Origin of the sequence: Streptomyces sp. CA2R106, from assembly GCF_037034245.1 — a bacterium.
Taxonomy (GTDB): Bacteria; Actinomycetota; Actinomycetes; order Streptomycetales; family Streptomycetaceae; genus Actinacidiphila.
Map to the genome: position 1 here is coordinate 116,479 of NZ_JBAGKC010000018.1, position 15,621 is coordinate 132,099.

A 15,621-nucleotide genomic window follows, 5' to 3' on the forward strand; every position below is an offset into this window, starting at 1 on the left:
TCGGTACGGGCGGTGCGGCCGGTGCGGCCAGTGCGGCCAGCGCGGCCGGTTCAGTGGGGGCGCCCCGGGCGAGGCTGCGCGGGGCGGTCGGGAGACCGCGGCGGGGCGGTCAGCCGGCGGACGCGCCGGACAGGGAGAGGGTGCCGCCGAGGTAGGCGGCGCGGGTGGCGTGGCGCTGGATCTTGCCGCTGGACGTCTTGGGGATGGTGCCGGGCCGTACCAGCACGACGTCGTGCAGCGGCAGGCCGTGGGCCTCGCCGATCGCGCCCCGGACGAGGTCGGCGATCTTCTCGGCCTCGCCGGCGGCGTCCGCGGACACCTCGGCGACCAGGACGGGTTGCTCGCCGTCGACTCCCCCGTCCACGCAGAAGGCCGCGGTGCAGCCCGGGCGGACCGCCGGATGGGCCGACTCGGCGGACAGTTCGAGGTCCTGCGGATAGCGGTTGCGCCCGTCGACGACCATGAGGTCCTTCAGGCGGCCGGCGATGAACAGCTCGCCGTCGCGCAGGAATCCGAGGTCGCCGGTGCGCAGGAAGCGCCCCTCGCGGCCGGGCAGGGTGGCGCGGAAGGCCGCGCGGGTGGCGAGGGCGTTGCGCCAGTAGCCGCCGGCGACGCTGGCGCTGCGCACCCAGATCTCGCCGGTCTCGCCGTCGGGGAGTTCCACGCCGCGCTCGGGGTCGACGATGACGACGGTCATGTCCGGCCCCGGCCGCCCGGAGCCGACGGCCGCCGGGCCGCTCCCGCCGTCGCCGGCGGCCACCACCGGCGGGGTGCCGGCCGCGTTGCCGCTGACCATGAGCGTGGCCTCGGCCAGCCCGTAGCAGGGGCAGTGGGCGTCGTCGCGGAAGCCGGCCGGCGCGAAGGTCGCGGTGAAGCGCCGCAGGGTGGCGGCGCGGACCGGTTCGGCGCCGTTGAAGGCGACCCGCCAGCTGCTCAGGTCCAGGCCGGCGACGAAGTCGGGGATGGCGTGCTTGACGCTCAGCTCGTACCCGAAGTTGGGGCCGCCGCTGGTGTGCGGGCGGTAGCGGCTGACGGCCGCCGCCCAGCGCCGGGGCTGCTGGAGGAAGTGCAGCGGCGAGAAGAGGGTGGCGGTCGCCCCGAGGTAGACGGTGTTCAGCACCGGGCCGATGAGCCCCATGTCGTGGTAGAGCGGCAGCCAGCTCACGAAGAGTTCGTGGCCGTGCCGCTCGAGCGCCTCCGGGGTGTGGCCCATCCGCTCAGTGATGAACCGCTCGTTGTGCATCAGGTTCCCGTGCGTGACCATCACACCGCGCGGCGCGGAGGTGGAGCCGGAGGTGTACTGGAGGAAGGCGACGGAGTCGGCGGTCAGGTCCGGGGCGTGCCAGGTGGCGGCGAGTCCGTCGGGGACGTCCTCGGTGGCCAGGCAGGTGATCCGGTCGAGCCCGGGCAGTTGGTCGGCCATCGTGCGCAGCGCGGCGATGACCTCCCGCCCGCCCAGGACCGCCCGGGCGTCGGCGTCCGCGAGCAGCCGCTCGGTACGGGCCAGGGCGCGGTGGTTCTGCGCGCGCCCCTGCGGGGGGACGGCGGGCACGGCGACGACCCCGGCCGCCAGGCAGCCGAGGTAGCCGCAGATGAACTCCACACCCGGCGGGTAGAGCAGGACGGCCCGGGACCCGGCCAGCCCGTGGTCCTGGAGCCAGGCGGCGATCGCCCGGGCGCGCTCGGCCAGCCGCCCGTACGTGATCTCCTCGACCCCGCCGTCCACGTCGCCCGTGACGAGGTACCGATACGCGGTACGGCCCGGGTTTCGCGCGGCGTGCTCGGTCAGCAGATCGACCAGGGAACGTGCCATCTGACGTGTCCTACCTGTCGGGAATAGGCGGCGCGGGACAACTTCACAGGAATCCCACGGCGTACCCGGTGCGCGTGAACGCCGTGAAAGGGAGAAACCCGATACGAAGTCCCGGCAAAGCGTCCTCCGTCCCGTTCGCCCATGTCCCGGCCCTCGCGGAATCGAGGTCCGGGTGGAAATGCGCGCACGGGAACACCTGCATCCCGGGTCCGGGCGCGGTCGGCCGACCCCAGGTCAGGGGCGGGTCGGAGCACGTGGGGGCGCTCCTGGCGTCCGGAACGAATTCCCGCGGATGCGGGCGGAATTCGAGTCGCCTCAACGGTAGGGCGGACGCAGCAGGAAAATCCCCACTGCATCGAGCGGAATGGCGTCCGCCGGTTTTCGCCGCCGCCGGTCCGGGGCTGCGGCGCGGGGCGGTAAAACGCGCGCCGCGCCGCGGTCCGGCTACTCGAAGCGCGCGGGGTCGCCGGCGCCGCGGCGGACGATCTCGGCGGCGCCGTCGGAGAAGTCGACGACGGTGGTGGGCTCGGTGCCGCAGTCGCCGGAGTCCACCACGGCGTCCACGACGTGGTCGAGCCGCTCCTTGATCTCCCAGCCCTGCGTGAGCGGTTCGGCCTCGTCGGGAAGCAGCAGGGTGCTGGAGACCAGCGGCTCGTCGAGTTCCGCGAGCAGCGCCTGCGTGACGACGTGGTCGGGGATGCGCACGCCGACCGTCCGCTTCTTGGGGTGCAGCAGTTGCCGCGGCACCTCCCGCGTGGCCGGCAGGATGAAGGTGTAGCTGCCGGGCGTGGCCGCCTTGATCGCCCGGAACACGTCGTTGTCGATCTGCACCAACTGGCCGAGCTGGGCGAAGTTCCGGCACATCAGGGTGAAGTGGTGGCGGTCGTCGAGGTTGCGGATGGACCGGATGCGGTCGAGCCCGTCGCGGTTGCCGACCCGGCAGCCCAGCGCGTAGCAGGAGTCCGTCGGGTAGGCGACGAGCGCGCCGGACCGGATGCTCTCGGCCACGCCGCCGATGATGCGCGGCTGGGGGTTCTCAGGGTGTACGTCGAGGTATCGCGCCATCGGCCCAGCGTAGTACCCCGGTTGCGATCCGCTGTCGCACCTGGTCAGCCGGTTTCGCCCGGGCGTGGCGGTGCGGCGGAGGGGGCGCGAGCGGGGCGGAGTGGCGTAGTTCACGAAAAGAGCGCAAAAGGAACTTTACGCCGTGGGCCGTCCGTCTGTCCTTGCGGTTGACCGCGAGAGGAGGGCCGGGTCCGGGATGGGGCTGGGAGACGAGCGGGCCGGCGGGCCCGCGCAAGAGCGGCCGGACGAGGCCGCACCGGAGCAGCCGGAGGGCGGCGAGCCCGCGGGCAGGGGCGGCCGTGCCACGCTCGACCTGAGCGTGCCGCAGGTGGCGGGCAGCGCCGTGGCCGCGGTCGTGGCCGCCAAGCTCGCCTCCAACCTCGGGGTGTACGGCACGATCATGGGCGCCGGCGTGGTCAGCGTGCTCGGCACCTGCGGCGGCTCGATCCTCCAGCACGTCTTCCGCCGCACCGGCCGGCACGTCCACGAGGTGGCCGGCCACGTCCACGGCGCCGCGTTCCAGGGCCGGGCGAAGCCGTCCCTGACGGCCACCGCGACCGAGACCGCCGCGCGCACCGGCCTGCTGTCGGCCCCCAGCCTCCGCAAGGACCCGCGGCCGCGTACGGACCCCGACCCCGCCACCGCGCACACCGTCTTCGCACCACCGACGCCCACCCCGACGGACACCCCGACCGGCGCCCCCGGCCAGGCCCCGGCCACCGCCCTGCACCAGGCCGCGCAGCCGCAGCCGCGTACGGGCCCCGACCCCGCCGACGGCGACGGCGACGGCGAACCGGGCGGCGAGCGTACGGACGGCGCGACGCGGGTGTACGGCACCCTGGACGCCACCGCGGCCGCCTCGCTCGAAGCCCTCTCCACCGGCCACCTCGACCCGCCGGCGGACACCGCCTACTCCGAGGGCACCGTCCACCGCGCCGGCGGGGGGCGCGGGCGGCGCTGGAAGCGGCCGGCCGTCGCGGTGGCGCTCGCCTTCGGCCTGACCATGGGCGGCATCACCGTGGTCGAGCTCGCCTCGGGCCAGAACATCAGCGGCCACGGCAGCGGCACCACGATCGGAAACGCCTTCACCGGCGGCAGCTCGTCGCACTCCACCACCACCCCGACCCCCTCCACCACCGGCAGCCCGAGCACCACCAGTTCCGGCGGCGGCCAGGACACCACCAGCCCGCCGCCGACCGCCACCGAACCGGCCACCGGCGGCACCTCGACCACCGCCCCGTCCTCCCCCACCCCGTCGGCGACGCCCTCCACCGGCAGCACCAGGACCGGCGGCAACGCTTCCGGCTCCGGCGGCAGCACCGCGACCACGCAACCCACCCCGTCGGCGACCACGTCACCGCCCGCCTCGTCCTCCACCGACAGCGGTGGCGGCAGCGGCAGCAGCGGCAGCGGCAGCGGCATGGACCGCGCCGCCGCCCCGCAGCAGACGCCCTGACGCCCGCGGGCCGCCGGCGCGGAGCGCACTGGCGGCCCGGAACCACACGGATCACACGGATCACACGGATCAGGCGATCACACGGCGGCGACCGTCACACGGTCGCGACCCCGTTCGCGTACTGCTTCATGTTGTACGTGCCGAACCCGTTCTCGACCGGGTCCCCGCTGGCGTTGATGCAGTGCAGGATGCCGCCGCCGGCCGCGTCGTTGAGGCAGACCGTCATCAGGTCGGTGAAGACCACCCCGGGGGTGTCGGGTACCTCGTAGGCGCGGTCGGTGTAGATGTTCGCCTCGAGGTTGAAGAAGCAGTAGCTGCCCAGACCCCAGGCGTGGTGCTCGGTGACCGCGTCGCCGACCTTGTAGGCGGCGTAGCCGTTGGTCCCGCCGTGCACCCAGGCGGACTGGGTGGGCACGTCGTAGGGGTGCTCGTTCTGGAAGAAGTAGGTGCGGCCGTGGTTGCCGTTCCACACCACTTCGTACTTCTGGTAGTGCTCCACGGCCAGCGCGTAGGCGGTGACGTGGTCGCCGTTCACGAGGAAGCCGGTGTCGGCCGGGTTGACCGTCCAGCCGACGGTGCCGTCCAGGCCGTGGTCGGCGCGCCACAGCCACAGGTTGTCGCAGATCACGTCATTGCTGTCGACCTGGACGCTGACGCTCGCGCCGCCGGGCAGCGACCCGCCGATCCGGGCGTAGACGTCGAACAGCGCGGTGGGGTCGGCGTCGTGGCGCAGGCGGCTGCGGCCGTGGCCGACCCGCAGCAGCAGCGGCGCGTGGTCGGAGGCGGCCTCCAGGAGCACCCCGGCCACGGTGACGCCGCCGACGTCGGCGACCTCCACCAGGGAGTTGCCGTGCGTGGAGCGCAGGGTGGCCAGGCCCAGGCCGAGCACCACGGTGCCGGGGCGGTCGATCTTCAGCGGCGCGGACAGGGCGTAGACGCCGGGGGTGAGCAGCAGGTGCCGGCCGCGGGAGAGCGCCCGGTTGAGGTCGGCTGCGGTGTCGCCGGGGGTGGCCACGTGGAAGCCGGACAGCGGGATGCTGTGGCCGCGGGCCGGGCCGTGCGCCCAGGTGGTGCCGGTGCTGTCGCGGCGCAGCGCGGGCACGAAGACGTGGTAGCCGCCGTGCCGGTCCACGGTCAGGAACGGCTTCTCCCGCACGGTCGGGGTGCGGTCCACGGTGGTGTAGGGCGGCGTGGGGAAGGACTGGGCGGGGGCGCCCTGGGTGCCGACGAAGACCATGTTCCAGTTGGAGCCGGTCCAGCTGCCGAAGGTGTCGTTGCGCGAGAGCCACTGCTGCTGCGAGCCGGACTCCACCTGGCCGTCCACGACGCTGTCGGCGAGGAAGCCGCCGCTCGACCACTGGTTGCCGGGCGGGCTGGGCCACAGCGTCATGTCGCCCTTGACGTGCACCCGGCGCATCGGGCCGGCCTGGGCCACCGCCCAGCGCTCCAGGCCGTCCGGGGGCGCGATGCTGAGGTTCTCCGCGGCCCGCCAGAAGTTCTGGGTGCCGTTGCCGTCCAGCCACTGGGCGTCCACGGTGACATGGCCGTTGATCAGCACGTCGTCGGGGCTGTCGCCCAGGCCGAGCACATGGGTGTAGAAGCCCACGTTGACGTCGACGTTGTAGGTGCCGGGCCTGAACGCCAGGGCGTAGCGCTCGGTGCCGAACTGGTTGGACTGCTGGGTGGCGAACACCGCGTCGAGCTGCTGCTGGATCGCCGCGTCGCCCATCGACGGGTCGAAGACCAGGACGTTCGCGCCCAGGTCGGTGCCGCCGTGGTGCGCGGCGCCGCCTTGCGTGCCGGGGCCGCTGCCGCGCCCGGGCTGCGCGGCGTGGGCTGATCCGGTGGAGATGCCGCCGGCCAGCGGCACCGCGGCGGCGACTGCCGCCCCGCGGAGCATGGCACGGCGCGTGGGAATGACGGACACGGCTCTCCCTGAAGTGGTGGGAAAAGACGGGCAGGTACGGCACGCCCTGGCCCCGGGCTGCATGAGAGCGCTCTCAGGACGGAAGTGAATCATCGCGGCCATGCAGCGTCAATAAAGCGGACACCACAACTCGACGGGGTGAACCGGGCGTTGGACCATCCCCCGGAGCGCGCTGGTCAGCGGCGCGGTCGGGCGGGGCGTCAGAGCCGGGTGATCAGCAGGGAGATGTCGTCCTGCTGGCCGGCCGGGTCGGCCATCACCCGCAGCAGGCCGTCGGCGGCCTCCTCCGGCGGCAGGGCGCGCAGCGTGCGCACGCCCTCGATCAGGCGGTCGATCCCGGCGTCGATGTCCTCGCCGCGCCGCTCGATGAGGCCGTCGGTGTAGAGCACCAGCAGGTCGCCGTCGCGGTAGTCGGCGGTGGCCTGCGGGCGCGGCACGTGCTCCAGGCGCACGCCCAGTGGCGGGTCGGTCGCCTGGTCGAGCAGTTCGCAGCTGCCGTCGGAGTGCATCAGCAGCGGCGGCGGGTGGCCGGCGCTGCTGTACATCAGCAGCCGGCTGGCGGGAAAGAGCTGGCAGGTGAAGGTGGTGGTGGCGACCGCGTCGTCCTGGGCGCGCGCGTAGCGGCCCAGTGTCTCCAGGGCGGTGCTGGGGCTGTCGGCGACGCGGATGGCGGCGCTGAGCGCGGCGCGCAGCATGCCCATGACGCTGGCGGCGTCCACGCCGTGGCCGACCACGTCGCCGACCGACAGCGCGAGGCGCCCCTCGGGCAGGTCGACGACGTCGTACCAGTCGCCGCAGGCGTTCATGCCCTCAAGCGCCGGCAGGTAGCGCACCGCGACCTCGGGGTGCGCGGCGAGGTCGGGGGTGGCGAGCATGGCCCGCTGGAGGGTGAGCGCGACGTCCTGGGTGCGTACCGCGGACTCCTGAAGGCGGACGTTGGCCTGCTGGAGTTCGCGGGCCCGGGTGAACAGTTCGGCGCGCGGTGCCTCCACGGCCGCGTCGTCCGGCTGCGTGCCCTCCTCACCCGCGCCGCTCGCGGTCCCCGCCTGCCGCTCGGCGCGGACGTACTCGGTGACGTCCTCGATCTGGTGGATGAGCAGGTGGACCTGCCCGTCGGCGCCCTTGACCGGCCGGTTCACCACGTTCCACCAGCGCGGCGGGAAGTGGCCGGAGTGGTCGGGGCGGGGGATGGTGAAGCGGTGCAGCAGCAGTATGTTGGTGCGGCCGGTGGCGAGGGCGGCCTCCAGGGACTGGCGCTGGATCTCGGCACCGCGAGAGACGGGGTCGCCGGGGTCGGGCGGGTAGGCGTCGAAGAAGCGCACCCCCAGCAGGTCCGCCGGCTCACGGCCGGTGGCGGCGAGGTAGGCGTCGTTGAAGGCGACGATCGTCAACTGCCGGTCCAGCACGATGCAGGCCGAGGGCATCGCCGCGAACAGGGCCGCGTAGTCCAGTTCCGCGCCCGCGTCCTCGGCCACCCGCGCCCACCCGCCCTTCCCCGTCCGGCCTGTGTCGTGCCCGCCCGGGCCCGGGCGGGTGCGGTGCCAGTCAACCCGGGGGGCGGCCCGGCCGGGTTCAGGCGCACGGGCGGCTCGCCCGGACAGCCGAACGCACAGCGGCGCCCCCGCCGGTGGGCGGGGGCGCCGCTGTCAGCGGGTCCGGGTCCGGGTCAGTGGCCGGTGCCCGTGGAGGTGGCGAGCAGTTCCACCTCGGAGAGCGTGGTGGAGCTGCCGCCGTTGTTCGCGGTCACCACCAGGCGGTAGGACGAGTAGGCGCCGGGGTGGGCGATCTCGAACGGACGGGTCTGCGAGCGGTCGTCGAAGGTCTGGCCGCTGCGGGTGTCCACGGTCTTCCAGTGCTTGCCGCCGTCGGTGGAGCCCTGGAGCTGCCAGCTCTTCGGGTCCTGCGCGGCGGTGCTGCCGGAGGTGAGGGTGTAGAAGGTGGCCTTCTGCTCGGCCGACTTGCCGCTGCCCTGGTAGGCGTAGGTGATCTGCGGCGTCGCGGACGGGAAGGTGACCGCGGTCTTGGAGGTGTTGTCGAACAGGCCGCTGACGTTGGTGCCGTCGGCCGCCGAGGCGGTGCCGAGGTCGGTACCGGTGGTGTCCGCGAGCGGCTTCGGGGTGCTGCCGGCCGCGGTCAGCGAGGTCTGCACGGCGTTGCTGCCGGTGCCCCACGTCGACGGCTTGGCGCCCATGGTGAAGTCGAGCACGGCACCGCCTGAGAGCTGGTCCTGCGTCAGGTACACCTTGTTGTACGGCTTGCCGTTGACCTTCAGCGACTGCACGTAGACGTTGCTGCGGCTGTTGTTCGGGGCGTTGACCGTGATGGTCTTGCCGTTGTCGAGGTGGATCGTCGCCTTGGTGAACAGCGGCGAGCCGATCTCGTAGTTGCCGCTGCCGGTCTGGAGCGGGTAGAAGCCGAGCGCACTGAAGATCTGCCAGGTCGAGGTGGCGCCGTTGTCCTCGTCGCCGGGGTAGCCCTGGCCGATCGAGCTGCCGGTGAACAGGCGCTGCTCGATCTCGCGGACGGCCGCCTGGGTCTTGGCCGGCGCGCCCGCGTAGTCGTACATGTACGGGATGGCGTAGGAGGGCTGGTTGCTCATGCCCAGCTCGCCCATGCGCACGTCACGGGCCTCGATCATCTCGTGGATGGTGCCGCCGTAGGAGCCGGTGTCGCCCTGGGCGGTCTCCTGCGTGGAGAAGAACGTGTCGAGCTTCTTCTCCATGCTCTTCTGGCCGCCGTACAGCGAGGTCAGGCCGGCCGGGTCCTGCGGGACGGTGAAGGCGTAGTTCCAGCCGTTGGACTCGGTGTACTCGTAGCCCCAGGTCTTGGGGTCGTAGGCGTCGTCCGCGACGCGCCAGGAGCCGTCGGCGTTGCGGCCCTCGAAGAAGCCCACGTTCTTGTTGAAGATCGTGGTGTAGTTCTGCGCGCGGGCCAGGAAGTACGCGGACTCCTCCTGGTAGCGCTCGCGGTCGGCCTTGGAGGTGCCGGGCTGCTTGGCGAGCTTGGCCGCCATGGTGCCGATGCCGTAGTCGTTGACGTAGCCGTCCAGCGACCAGGAGACGCTGCCGTCCACCGAGGTGTTGGTGTAGCCGGTGAAGACGGAGGTGTCGATGCCCTTGCGGCCGGTGCCGGAGTTCGGCGAGACGGTGGTGGCGTTCTTCACCGCGGCCTCGTAGGCGGCCTTGACGTCGAAGTTCGTGACGCCCTTGGCGTAGGCGTCGGCGAAGGCGACGTCGGAGCTGGTGCCGGTCATCAGGTCGGCGTAGCCGGGCGAGGACCAGCGGGCGGTCCAGCCGCCGTCCTTGTACTGCTGCACGAAGCCGTCTGCGAGCTTGCCCGCGGTGTCGGACTCCAGCAGCGAGTAGGCCGGCCACTCGGTGCGGTAGGTGTCCCAGAAGCCGTTGTTGACGTACACCTGCCCGTCGACGACCTTGGCGCCGGTCTGGGTGGCGGTGCTGCTGCCCTGCGCGGAGAACGAGCTGGCGTACTGCCACACCGGCTTGGCGTTCGTCCCGGTGTTCTCCGAGGCGGAGTTCGGGTACAGGTTCATCCGGTACAGGTCGGAGTAGAGCGTGGTCAGCTGGTCATCGCTGGCGCCCTGCACCTCGACCTTGCCGAGCTTGGCGTTCCACGCCTGCGCGGCGCGGTTCTTGACCGTGTCGAAGGAGGTACCCTGCGGGATCTCCAGGTCCAGGTTCTTCTTCGCCTGCGCGGCGCTGATGAACGAGGTGGCCACGCGCATGGTCACCACCTTGTTGCCGGAGGTGTCGAACTGCGCGTACCCGGTGACGTTGTCGCGGCCCTGGCCGGTGGTCTTGGTGGCCGTGCCGGGCGTCTGGTCGAACTCGGCGTGGATGTACATCCGGCTGGCGCCGGTGGACAGCCCGCTCTTGTGGTCGGCGTAGCCGTCGAGGGTGCCCTTGGCGGCGTCGAAGGTCAGGCCGCCGCTGTTGTCGATGTTGTCGAAGAGCAGGTCGCCGGTGTCACCGGGGAAGGTGAAGCGCATGATCGCCGAGTGGTCGGCGGGCGCGATCTCGGCCTTGAGTCCGTTGGTGAACGTCACACCGTAGTAGTCGGGCTGCGCCACCTCGTCGGAGTGCTTGAAGGGCAGCGCGCGCTTGGTGCGGTCCAGGTCCGGGGTGCCGGTCGCGGTGGACGGCATCACCTGGAACAGGTCGCGGTCGCCCATCCACGGGCTGGGCTCGTGGCTGATGCCGAACGCCTGGAGCGTGGGCAGGTTGTCGGAGTTGTTCTGCGCGGCGTAGCTGTACTCCCAGCTGTCCGAGCCCGCGTCGGTGACCGGCGTGAAGAAGTTGAAGCCGTTGGGCACCGCGGTCAGCGGCAGGTTGTTGCCGCGGGAGAACGACCCGGAGGAGTTGGTGCCGCGCCGGGTGTCGACGTGGTCGACGTAGCTCTTGGAGGTGTTCGCCGCGGGGGCCGCGCCGATCGTCAGGTCGTCGATCCAGCCCTTGAACTGGGTGGCGGCGCCTTCGGCGTTGCTGCCGGCCGGGTCGTCGTAGCCGAGCAGGATGCGGTCGATGGTCTTGCCCGCGGCGACCTTGCCGACGGTCGCGGCGACCGCGTTCCACTGCGAGGCGTACAGGATCTTCGAGTCGCCCTGCGCGCGCGGGGTGAGCGCCACGCCGTTGACGTCCTGCGCGCTCTTCTTCAGCTGGCTCAGGTAGGTGCCGTCGGTGAAGTGCAGGTCGATCGAGGCGTACGTGCTGGGGTACTTCAGGTCCCCGCCGGTCAGCTCCGGGAAGATGTCGTACGACAGCTGCGTGTCACGCTGCACCGGGATGTGCACGTCGTACAGCTTGTTCCAGGCGTGCACCGCGCCCGAGGCGGTGTGCGTGCCGGCGTACTCCAGCGCCTTGGCGCCGGTGAAGCCGACGTTCGCCTTGATGTCCGGGCCGGAGGACGGGCCGCTGCCCACCTCGGTGGTCATGCCGGAGACCGGGGTCGGCGCGGCCGAGCCGTCGGAGAGGATCAGGTCGGCGAGCTGCGTGGCGCCGGTGGCACCGTTGTTGGCCGTGACGTTCAGCCGGTAGTAGCTGTAGCTACCGGGGTTCGCGACCGTGTAGATCTCGGACTGGTAGCGGTTGGCGAACTTCTGGCCGGTCTCGCTGTCGACGGTGGTCCAGGTGGAGCCGTCGTCGGAGCCCTGGAGCTGGAAGTCCTTCGGGTCGCGGTCGTCGCTGTCGTTCGCCGAGGTGAGCGCGTACTTCTTGACGGTCACCGCGCCCGTCAGCTGGTACTGGAGCCAGCCGGTGGGGGCGAAGGTCAGCCACTTGGTGTTGGAGTCCTCGTCGGCGGCCTTGTCGGCCGTCTCGTTGGGCGGGTTGTCGGAGTTCGCCGTGACCTTGGCGATCTTGTCCTTGATGCTGCCGGCCAGCACCGGCACGGTGCCGGCGGTCACACCGGACACCCACGCCTTGCCCTTGGCGTCGGTCTCCGCGGTGCTCGTCCAGGTCGGCTGCGCCTGCCCGGACTCGAAGGACGTGGTGAAGGCCGGGTCGGAGGTGTCGCCCGCGCCGTGCCCGCCGCTGGCGGCGTGCGCGAGGCCGGCGGCCGGCACGGTCAGGGCCATGGACACCGCGGCTGCCAGCAGTGATCTGGCGAGCGTGCGGCGGGATCGGCCACTTCTCATGAGGGTGCTGCCTTTCTGGTTACGGCTCCAGGTGCGTGACCGGCGCCCCGCCCGCTTGCACGGGGGTCGCGGGCGGGCGGGGCACCGGCGGTGGGTGACGGCCGGCCAGGCGTCCTACGGCCGTCGGGTCATGCGGAGCGGAGGGCGGGTGCCCGGCCCGGCGTGGTGACGCCGGGCCGGGCACCGCGCCCCGGTCAGGCGTTGCGGCCGCTGATCGCGTACAGCGCCAGGTTCGTGTTGTCGGGAAGGGTGACGGACTGCGCGGTCCGGCCGCTGTCCAGCGGGACGGTGATGTGCCAGAGGTTGACCGCGACGCCGTCCGGCGCGCCGCTGCTGTTGTAGCGGCTGTCGGCGTGCACCGCGGTGTCCTCGCCCAACCGCGGGGAGGAGGCCGCCCAGTCGGTGGCGTTCAGCGCGAACTGGGCGCTGGTGCCGTCGGAGTAGTGCACGGTCGCGGTCGAGGTGACGTCCCCGCCGTGCGCGGAGAGCAGCACGTCCAGCCCGGAGTAGGCGCGCGCGGTCAGGTCGATGGTCTGGCCGTGCGCGGTGACGAAGTTCTTCGCGGTGCCGGTGGTGTCGGGGAAGTCGTAGGCACGGCCGGCCAGCACCCCGGTGCCGGGCGCGGGCATGTCCTCGGCCGGGTAGCTGGTGCCGGTGCCGTCGAAGTCCGCGCCGGGGCCGCCGGAGACGCTGACGCCGTCCACGTCGTACTGCCCGGACAGGTCCTGCGCGCAGTAGCCGCTGGTGCCCTGGCAGGTCGCGCTCGTCACCGACACCGGGATGGTCCGGGTCGCGGTCGGGCCGCCGGCCTGCTTGACCTTCACCGTCACCGGGTAGGTGCCGTCGGGTGTGCCGGCGGGCGCGGAGACGTGCAGCGGCACCACGTGGGTGGCCGGCAGCGACTTCGACACGACCGTGAAGCGGGCGCTCGCCGGGTCGACCTTGAGCGGCTTCGCGGCCGTCACGCTCACCGAGCCGGACACCGTGCCGGGCCCGGACAGCACCGCGGACAGGTCCACCTCGGTGGCGTCGGCGCCGGCGAGGATGCCGGGCGCGGCCGGGGTGGCGGCCGCCGCGGTGTGCCGCCGGTTGTCCTGCACGTGGTCCAGCGCCGGCGGGGCGTCGGAGGCGGCGGTGCCCCAGGACGAGGGCGAGGTGCCGAGCGTGAGGGCGATGTTCTTGCCGGCCTTGATGTCGGCGGTGGTGATGTAGGTGTGCGCCAGCTTCTTGCCGCCGAGGCTGGCGGACTGGATGTAGCGGTTGCTGTCGCTGCTGCCGGGCGCGGTGATGGTCAGCTTCCCGGTCGGGTACGCCGACCGGTCCAGGCTGAGGTCCACCCGGTCGAACAGCGGCGTGGACACGCCCCACTCGTCGGTGCCCGGCGCCATCGGGTAGATGCCGATCGCGGAGAGCACCTGCCAGGCGGACATCGTGCCGAGGTCGTCGTTGCCGGTGACGCCGTTGGGCGCGTTCGTGAACAGCGTCAGCGCGGCGTGCACCACGTCGGTGGTCTTCCACGGCTGCCCGGTGGACAGGTACGTGTACGGCGCGCTCAGGTCGGGCTCGTTCTGCGGGTTGTACTTGTCCTGGTTGTAGTACGAGTAGGGGCCGTTGACCCAGACGTCCCGCGCGGTGCCGGCCGGGTCCTTCAGCAGCTGGTCGTAGGCGAAGAACGAGTCCAGCCGGGAGTTGGCGGCGTCGGTGCCGCCGATCTGGTCGACCAGGCCGGGCAGGTCCTGCGGCACCAGCCACATGTACTGCCAGGACGTGCCCTCGTGGAAGCCGACGCTGGAGGCGGGGTCGGTCGGGCCGACGAACGCGCCGTCGGTGTCGCGCGCCTGGAAGAAGCCGGTCGCCGGGTTGAGGATGCTGCGGTAGTTCTGGCCGCGGGTCAGGTACTTCTTCGCGTCGGCGGTGTGCCCGAGGTCGCGTGCCATGCCGCCGAGGGCGGCGTCGGCCAGCGCGTACTCGAGGGTCGCGGACGGGCCGTGCTGGTAGTCGTCGTCACCGGGCTTGGTCTGCGGCCGGGTCGGGTCGTAGGGCACGTAGCCACTGGCCAGGTACTCCGCGTCGGCCTGGCGGTCGGCCGACGGCGAGGAGTCGGGCGCCGCGTGGTCGACGTGCTGCTTCAGCACCCGGTACGCCTCCTCCTCATGGCCCTTCAGCAGGCCCTGCCGGTAGGCGTCCACCAGGAACGGGGTGACCGGGTCGCCGGTCATGATGTTCGTCTCGACGGTGCCGTAGCCCCAGCGCGGCAGCTGCCCGCTCTCGTCGGCCACCCGCAGCAGCGACAGCGCCATGTCCCGGGACTCGCGCGGCGCCAGCAGCGACAGCAACTGCTCCTGGGTGCGGTAGGTGTCCCACAGCGACCAGTTCTGGTAGTAGGTGATGCCGTTCGCGGCGTGCACCTTGCCGTCCCAGCCGGTGTAGCGGCCGTCCACGTCGTCGCCGACGTTCGGCGCGAGGAAGGACCGGTACAGCGACGAGTAGAAGGTGCGCTGCTGCTCGTCGGTGCCGCCGCTCACCCGGATCTGCGCGAGCCGGTCCTGCCACGCCTGCTGGGCGGCGTCGCGGGCGTGGTCGAAGCTGCCGCCGCCCTCGGCGGCGAGGTTCTTCGCGGCGCCGGCCGCCCCGGTCCACGACAGCGAGGTCACCGCGGTGACGCTGCGGTCCTTGGTGGTGTCGAACCGCACGTAGGCGCCGCCGCGGCCGGTGGAGGTGGACTTGGCGCTGCCCGCGGTGACGGTGGCGCCGTTCCAGGTGCCGTAGGAGGCGAAGGGCCGGTCGAAGCGGGTCTCGGTGTAGAGGGTGTACGGCTTGGTGTCCTGGCAGAAGCCGCTGCCGGTGATGGCGGTCAGGACGGTGTGGTCGTCCAGCACGGTCACGGTGCTGGAGGTCACCTTGTGCAGCGCCTGGCCGCTGTTGAGCAGGACGTTGGCCTTGTCGGTGGCCGGGAAGGTGTAGCGCTGCCAGCCGGTGCGGGTGGTCGCGGTCAGCTCGGCGGTGATGCCGGTGCCCAGCTTCACCTGGTAGGAGCCGGGCGACGCGCTCTCGTCGTCGTGGCTGAAGGGGGCCGCGTACACCGCGTCGTCGGTGCTGGTGATGTCGCCGGTGGTGGGCAGCACCGGCAGGTCGCCGCCGAGGCCGCAGCCGACGCCGGACAGGTGCACCGAGCTGAAGCCGAGGATGTGGTTCTGGTTGTAGTCGTAGCCGGTGTTGTGGCCGGTGTCCGGGGAGAGCTGGACCATGCCGAAGGGCACGGCCGCGCCGGGGTAGGTGTTGCCGTCGTCCTGGCTGCCGATGAACGGGTTCACCAGGTGGGTCAGGTCGCCGCTCGTGCTCGCGGTGCCGGCCGACGCCGCCTGGGCCGGGAGGGCCGCCGCGCAGGCCGCGGCGAGCGCGAACACCATCGCGGTGGCCGCTCTTCGCAGCCGCGTCCGTCGGGTCATCGTGTACTCCACTTCTCTGACAACGTTGTCAGCTCTCCATACAGGCCGAGCCTGAGTGAATCCGCGGCGCGGGGCATGCCAAGAATGACTGGAATCCTGGCGACGAAGGGGCGCCGCGTCAAGCGTTCGGGGCCTGACGGGGCTTCAGGAAGGGGGTGTGGGGGTGGCGTCGATAGCGTTTCAGGTCCTCCTGTGGAGGGTTTTCGGCCCTGTTGGGGGGTGGCGGCAGAGCCGTTGGGGAGCGGGGGGTTGCGGGGGCCG

At 72.2% G+C, this 15,621-nt stretch carries 6 protein-coding genes and 1 pseudogene; 1 reads left to right on the plus strand and 6 read right to left on the minus strand.

Annotated features, from left to right (window positions below):
• Positions 1-109: 109 nt before the first annotated feature.
• Positions 110-1,813 (minus strand): fatty acyl-AMP ligase, encoded by a 1,704-nt coding sequence (locus WA788_RS23715; RefSeq protein ID WP_335980575.1) that lies wholly within the window; start codon positions 1,811-1,813, stop codon positions 110-112.
• Between the two features lie 444 nt (positions 1,814-2,257).
• Positions 2,258-2,878, minus strand: coding sequence for an L-threonylcarbamoyladenylate synthase (locus WA788_RS23720; RefSeq protein WP_335980577.1), 621 nt, complete (start codon positions 2,876-2,878; stop codon positions 2,258-2,260).
• A 196-nt stretch (positions 2,879-3,074) separates the two neighbouring features.
• Between WA788_RS23720 and WA788_RS23725 the strand changes: the two genes are divergently transcribed.
• Positions 3,075-4,334 carry a hypothetical protein gene (locus WA788_RS23725; RefSeq protein WP_335980579.1) on the plus strand — a complete coding sequence of 420 codons (1,260 nt, stop codon included), beginning with the start codon at positions 3,075-3,077 and terminating at the stop codon, positions 4,332-4,334.
• 94 nt (positions 4,335-4,428) lie between these two features.
• On the opposite strand, the gene WA788_RS23730 is transcribed toward WA788_RS23725, so the two are convergent.
• The 4 genes and pseudogenes from WA788_RS23730 to WA788_RS23745 all read right to left on the minus strand — a co-directional run.
• Positions 4,429-6,234, minus strand: coding sequence for an adenylyl cyclase (locus WA788_RS23730; RefSeq protein ID WP_443034085.1), 1,806 nt, complete (start codon positions 6,232-6,234; stop codon positions 4,429-4,431).
• Positions 6,235-6,461: 227 nt separating this feature from the next.
• Complete coding sequence (locus tag WA788_RS23735; protein ID WP_335980583.1) at positions 6,462-7,736, minus strand: PP2C family protein-serine/threonine phosphatase; 1,275 nt, start codon at positions 7,734-7,736, stop codon at positions 6,462-6,464.
• A gap of 191 nt (positions 7,737-7,927) precedes the next feature.
• Complete coding sequence (locus WA788_RS23740) at positions 7,928-11,911, minus strand: GH92 family glycosyl hydrolase (RefSeq protein ID WP_335980585.1); 3,984 nt, start codon at positions 11,909-11,911, stop codon at positions 7,928-7,930.
• A 1,106-nt stretch (positions 11,912-13,017) separates the two neighbouring features.
• Positions 13,018-15,360: pseudogene (locus WA788_RS23745) on the minus strand (GH92 family glycosyl hydrolase); the annotation flags it as partial.
• Between the last annotated feature and the right edge of the window lie 261 nt (positions 15,361-15,621).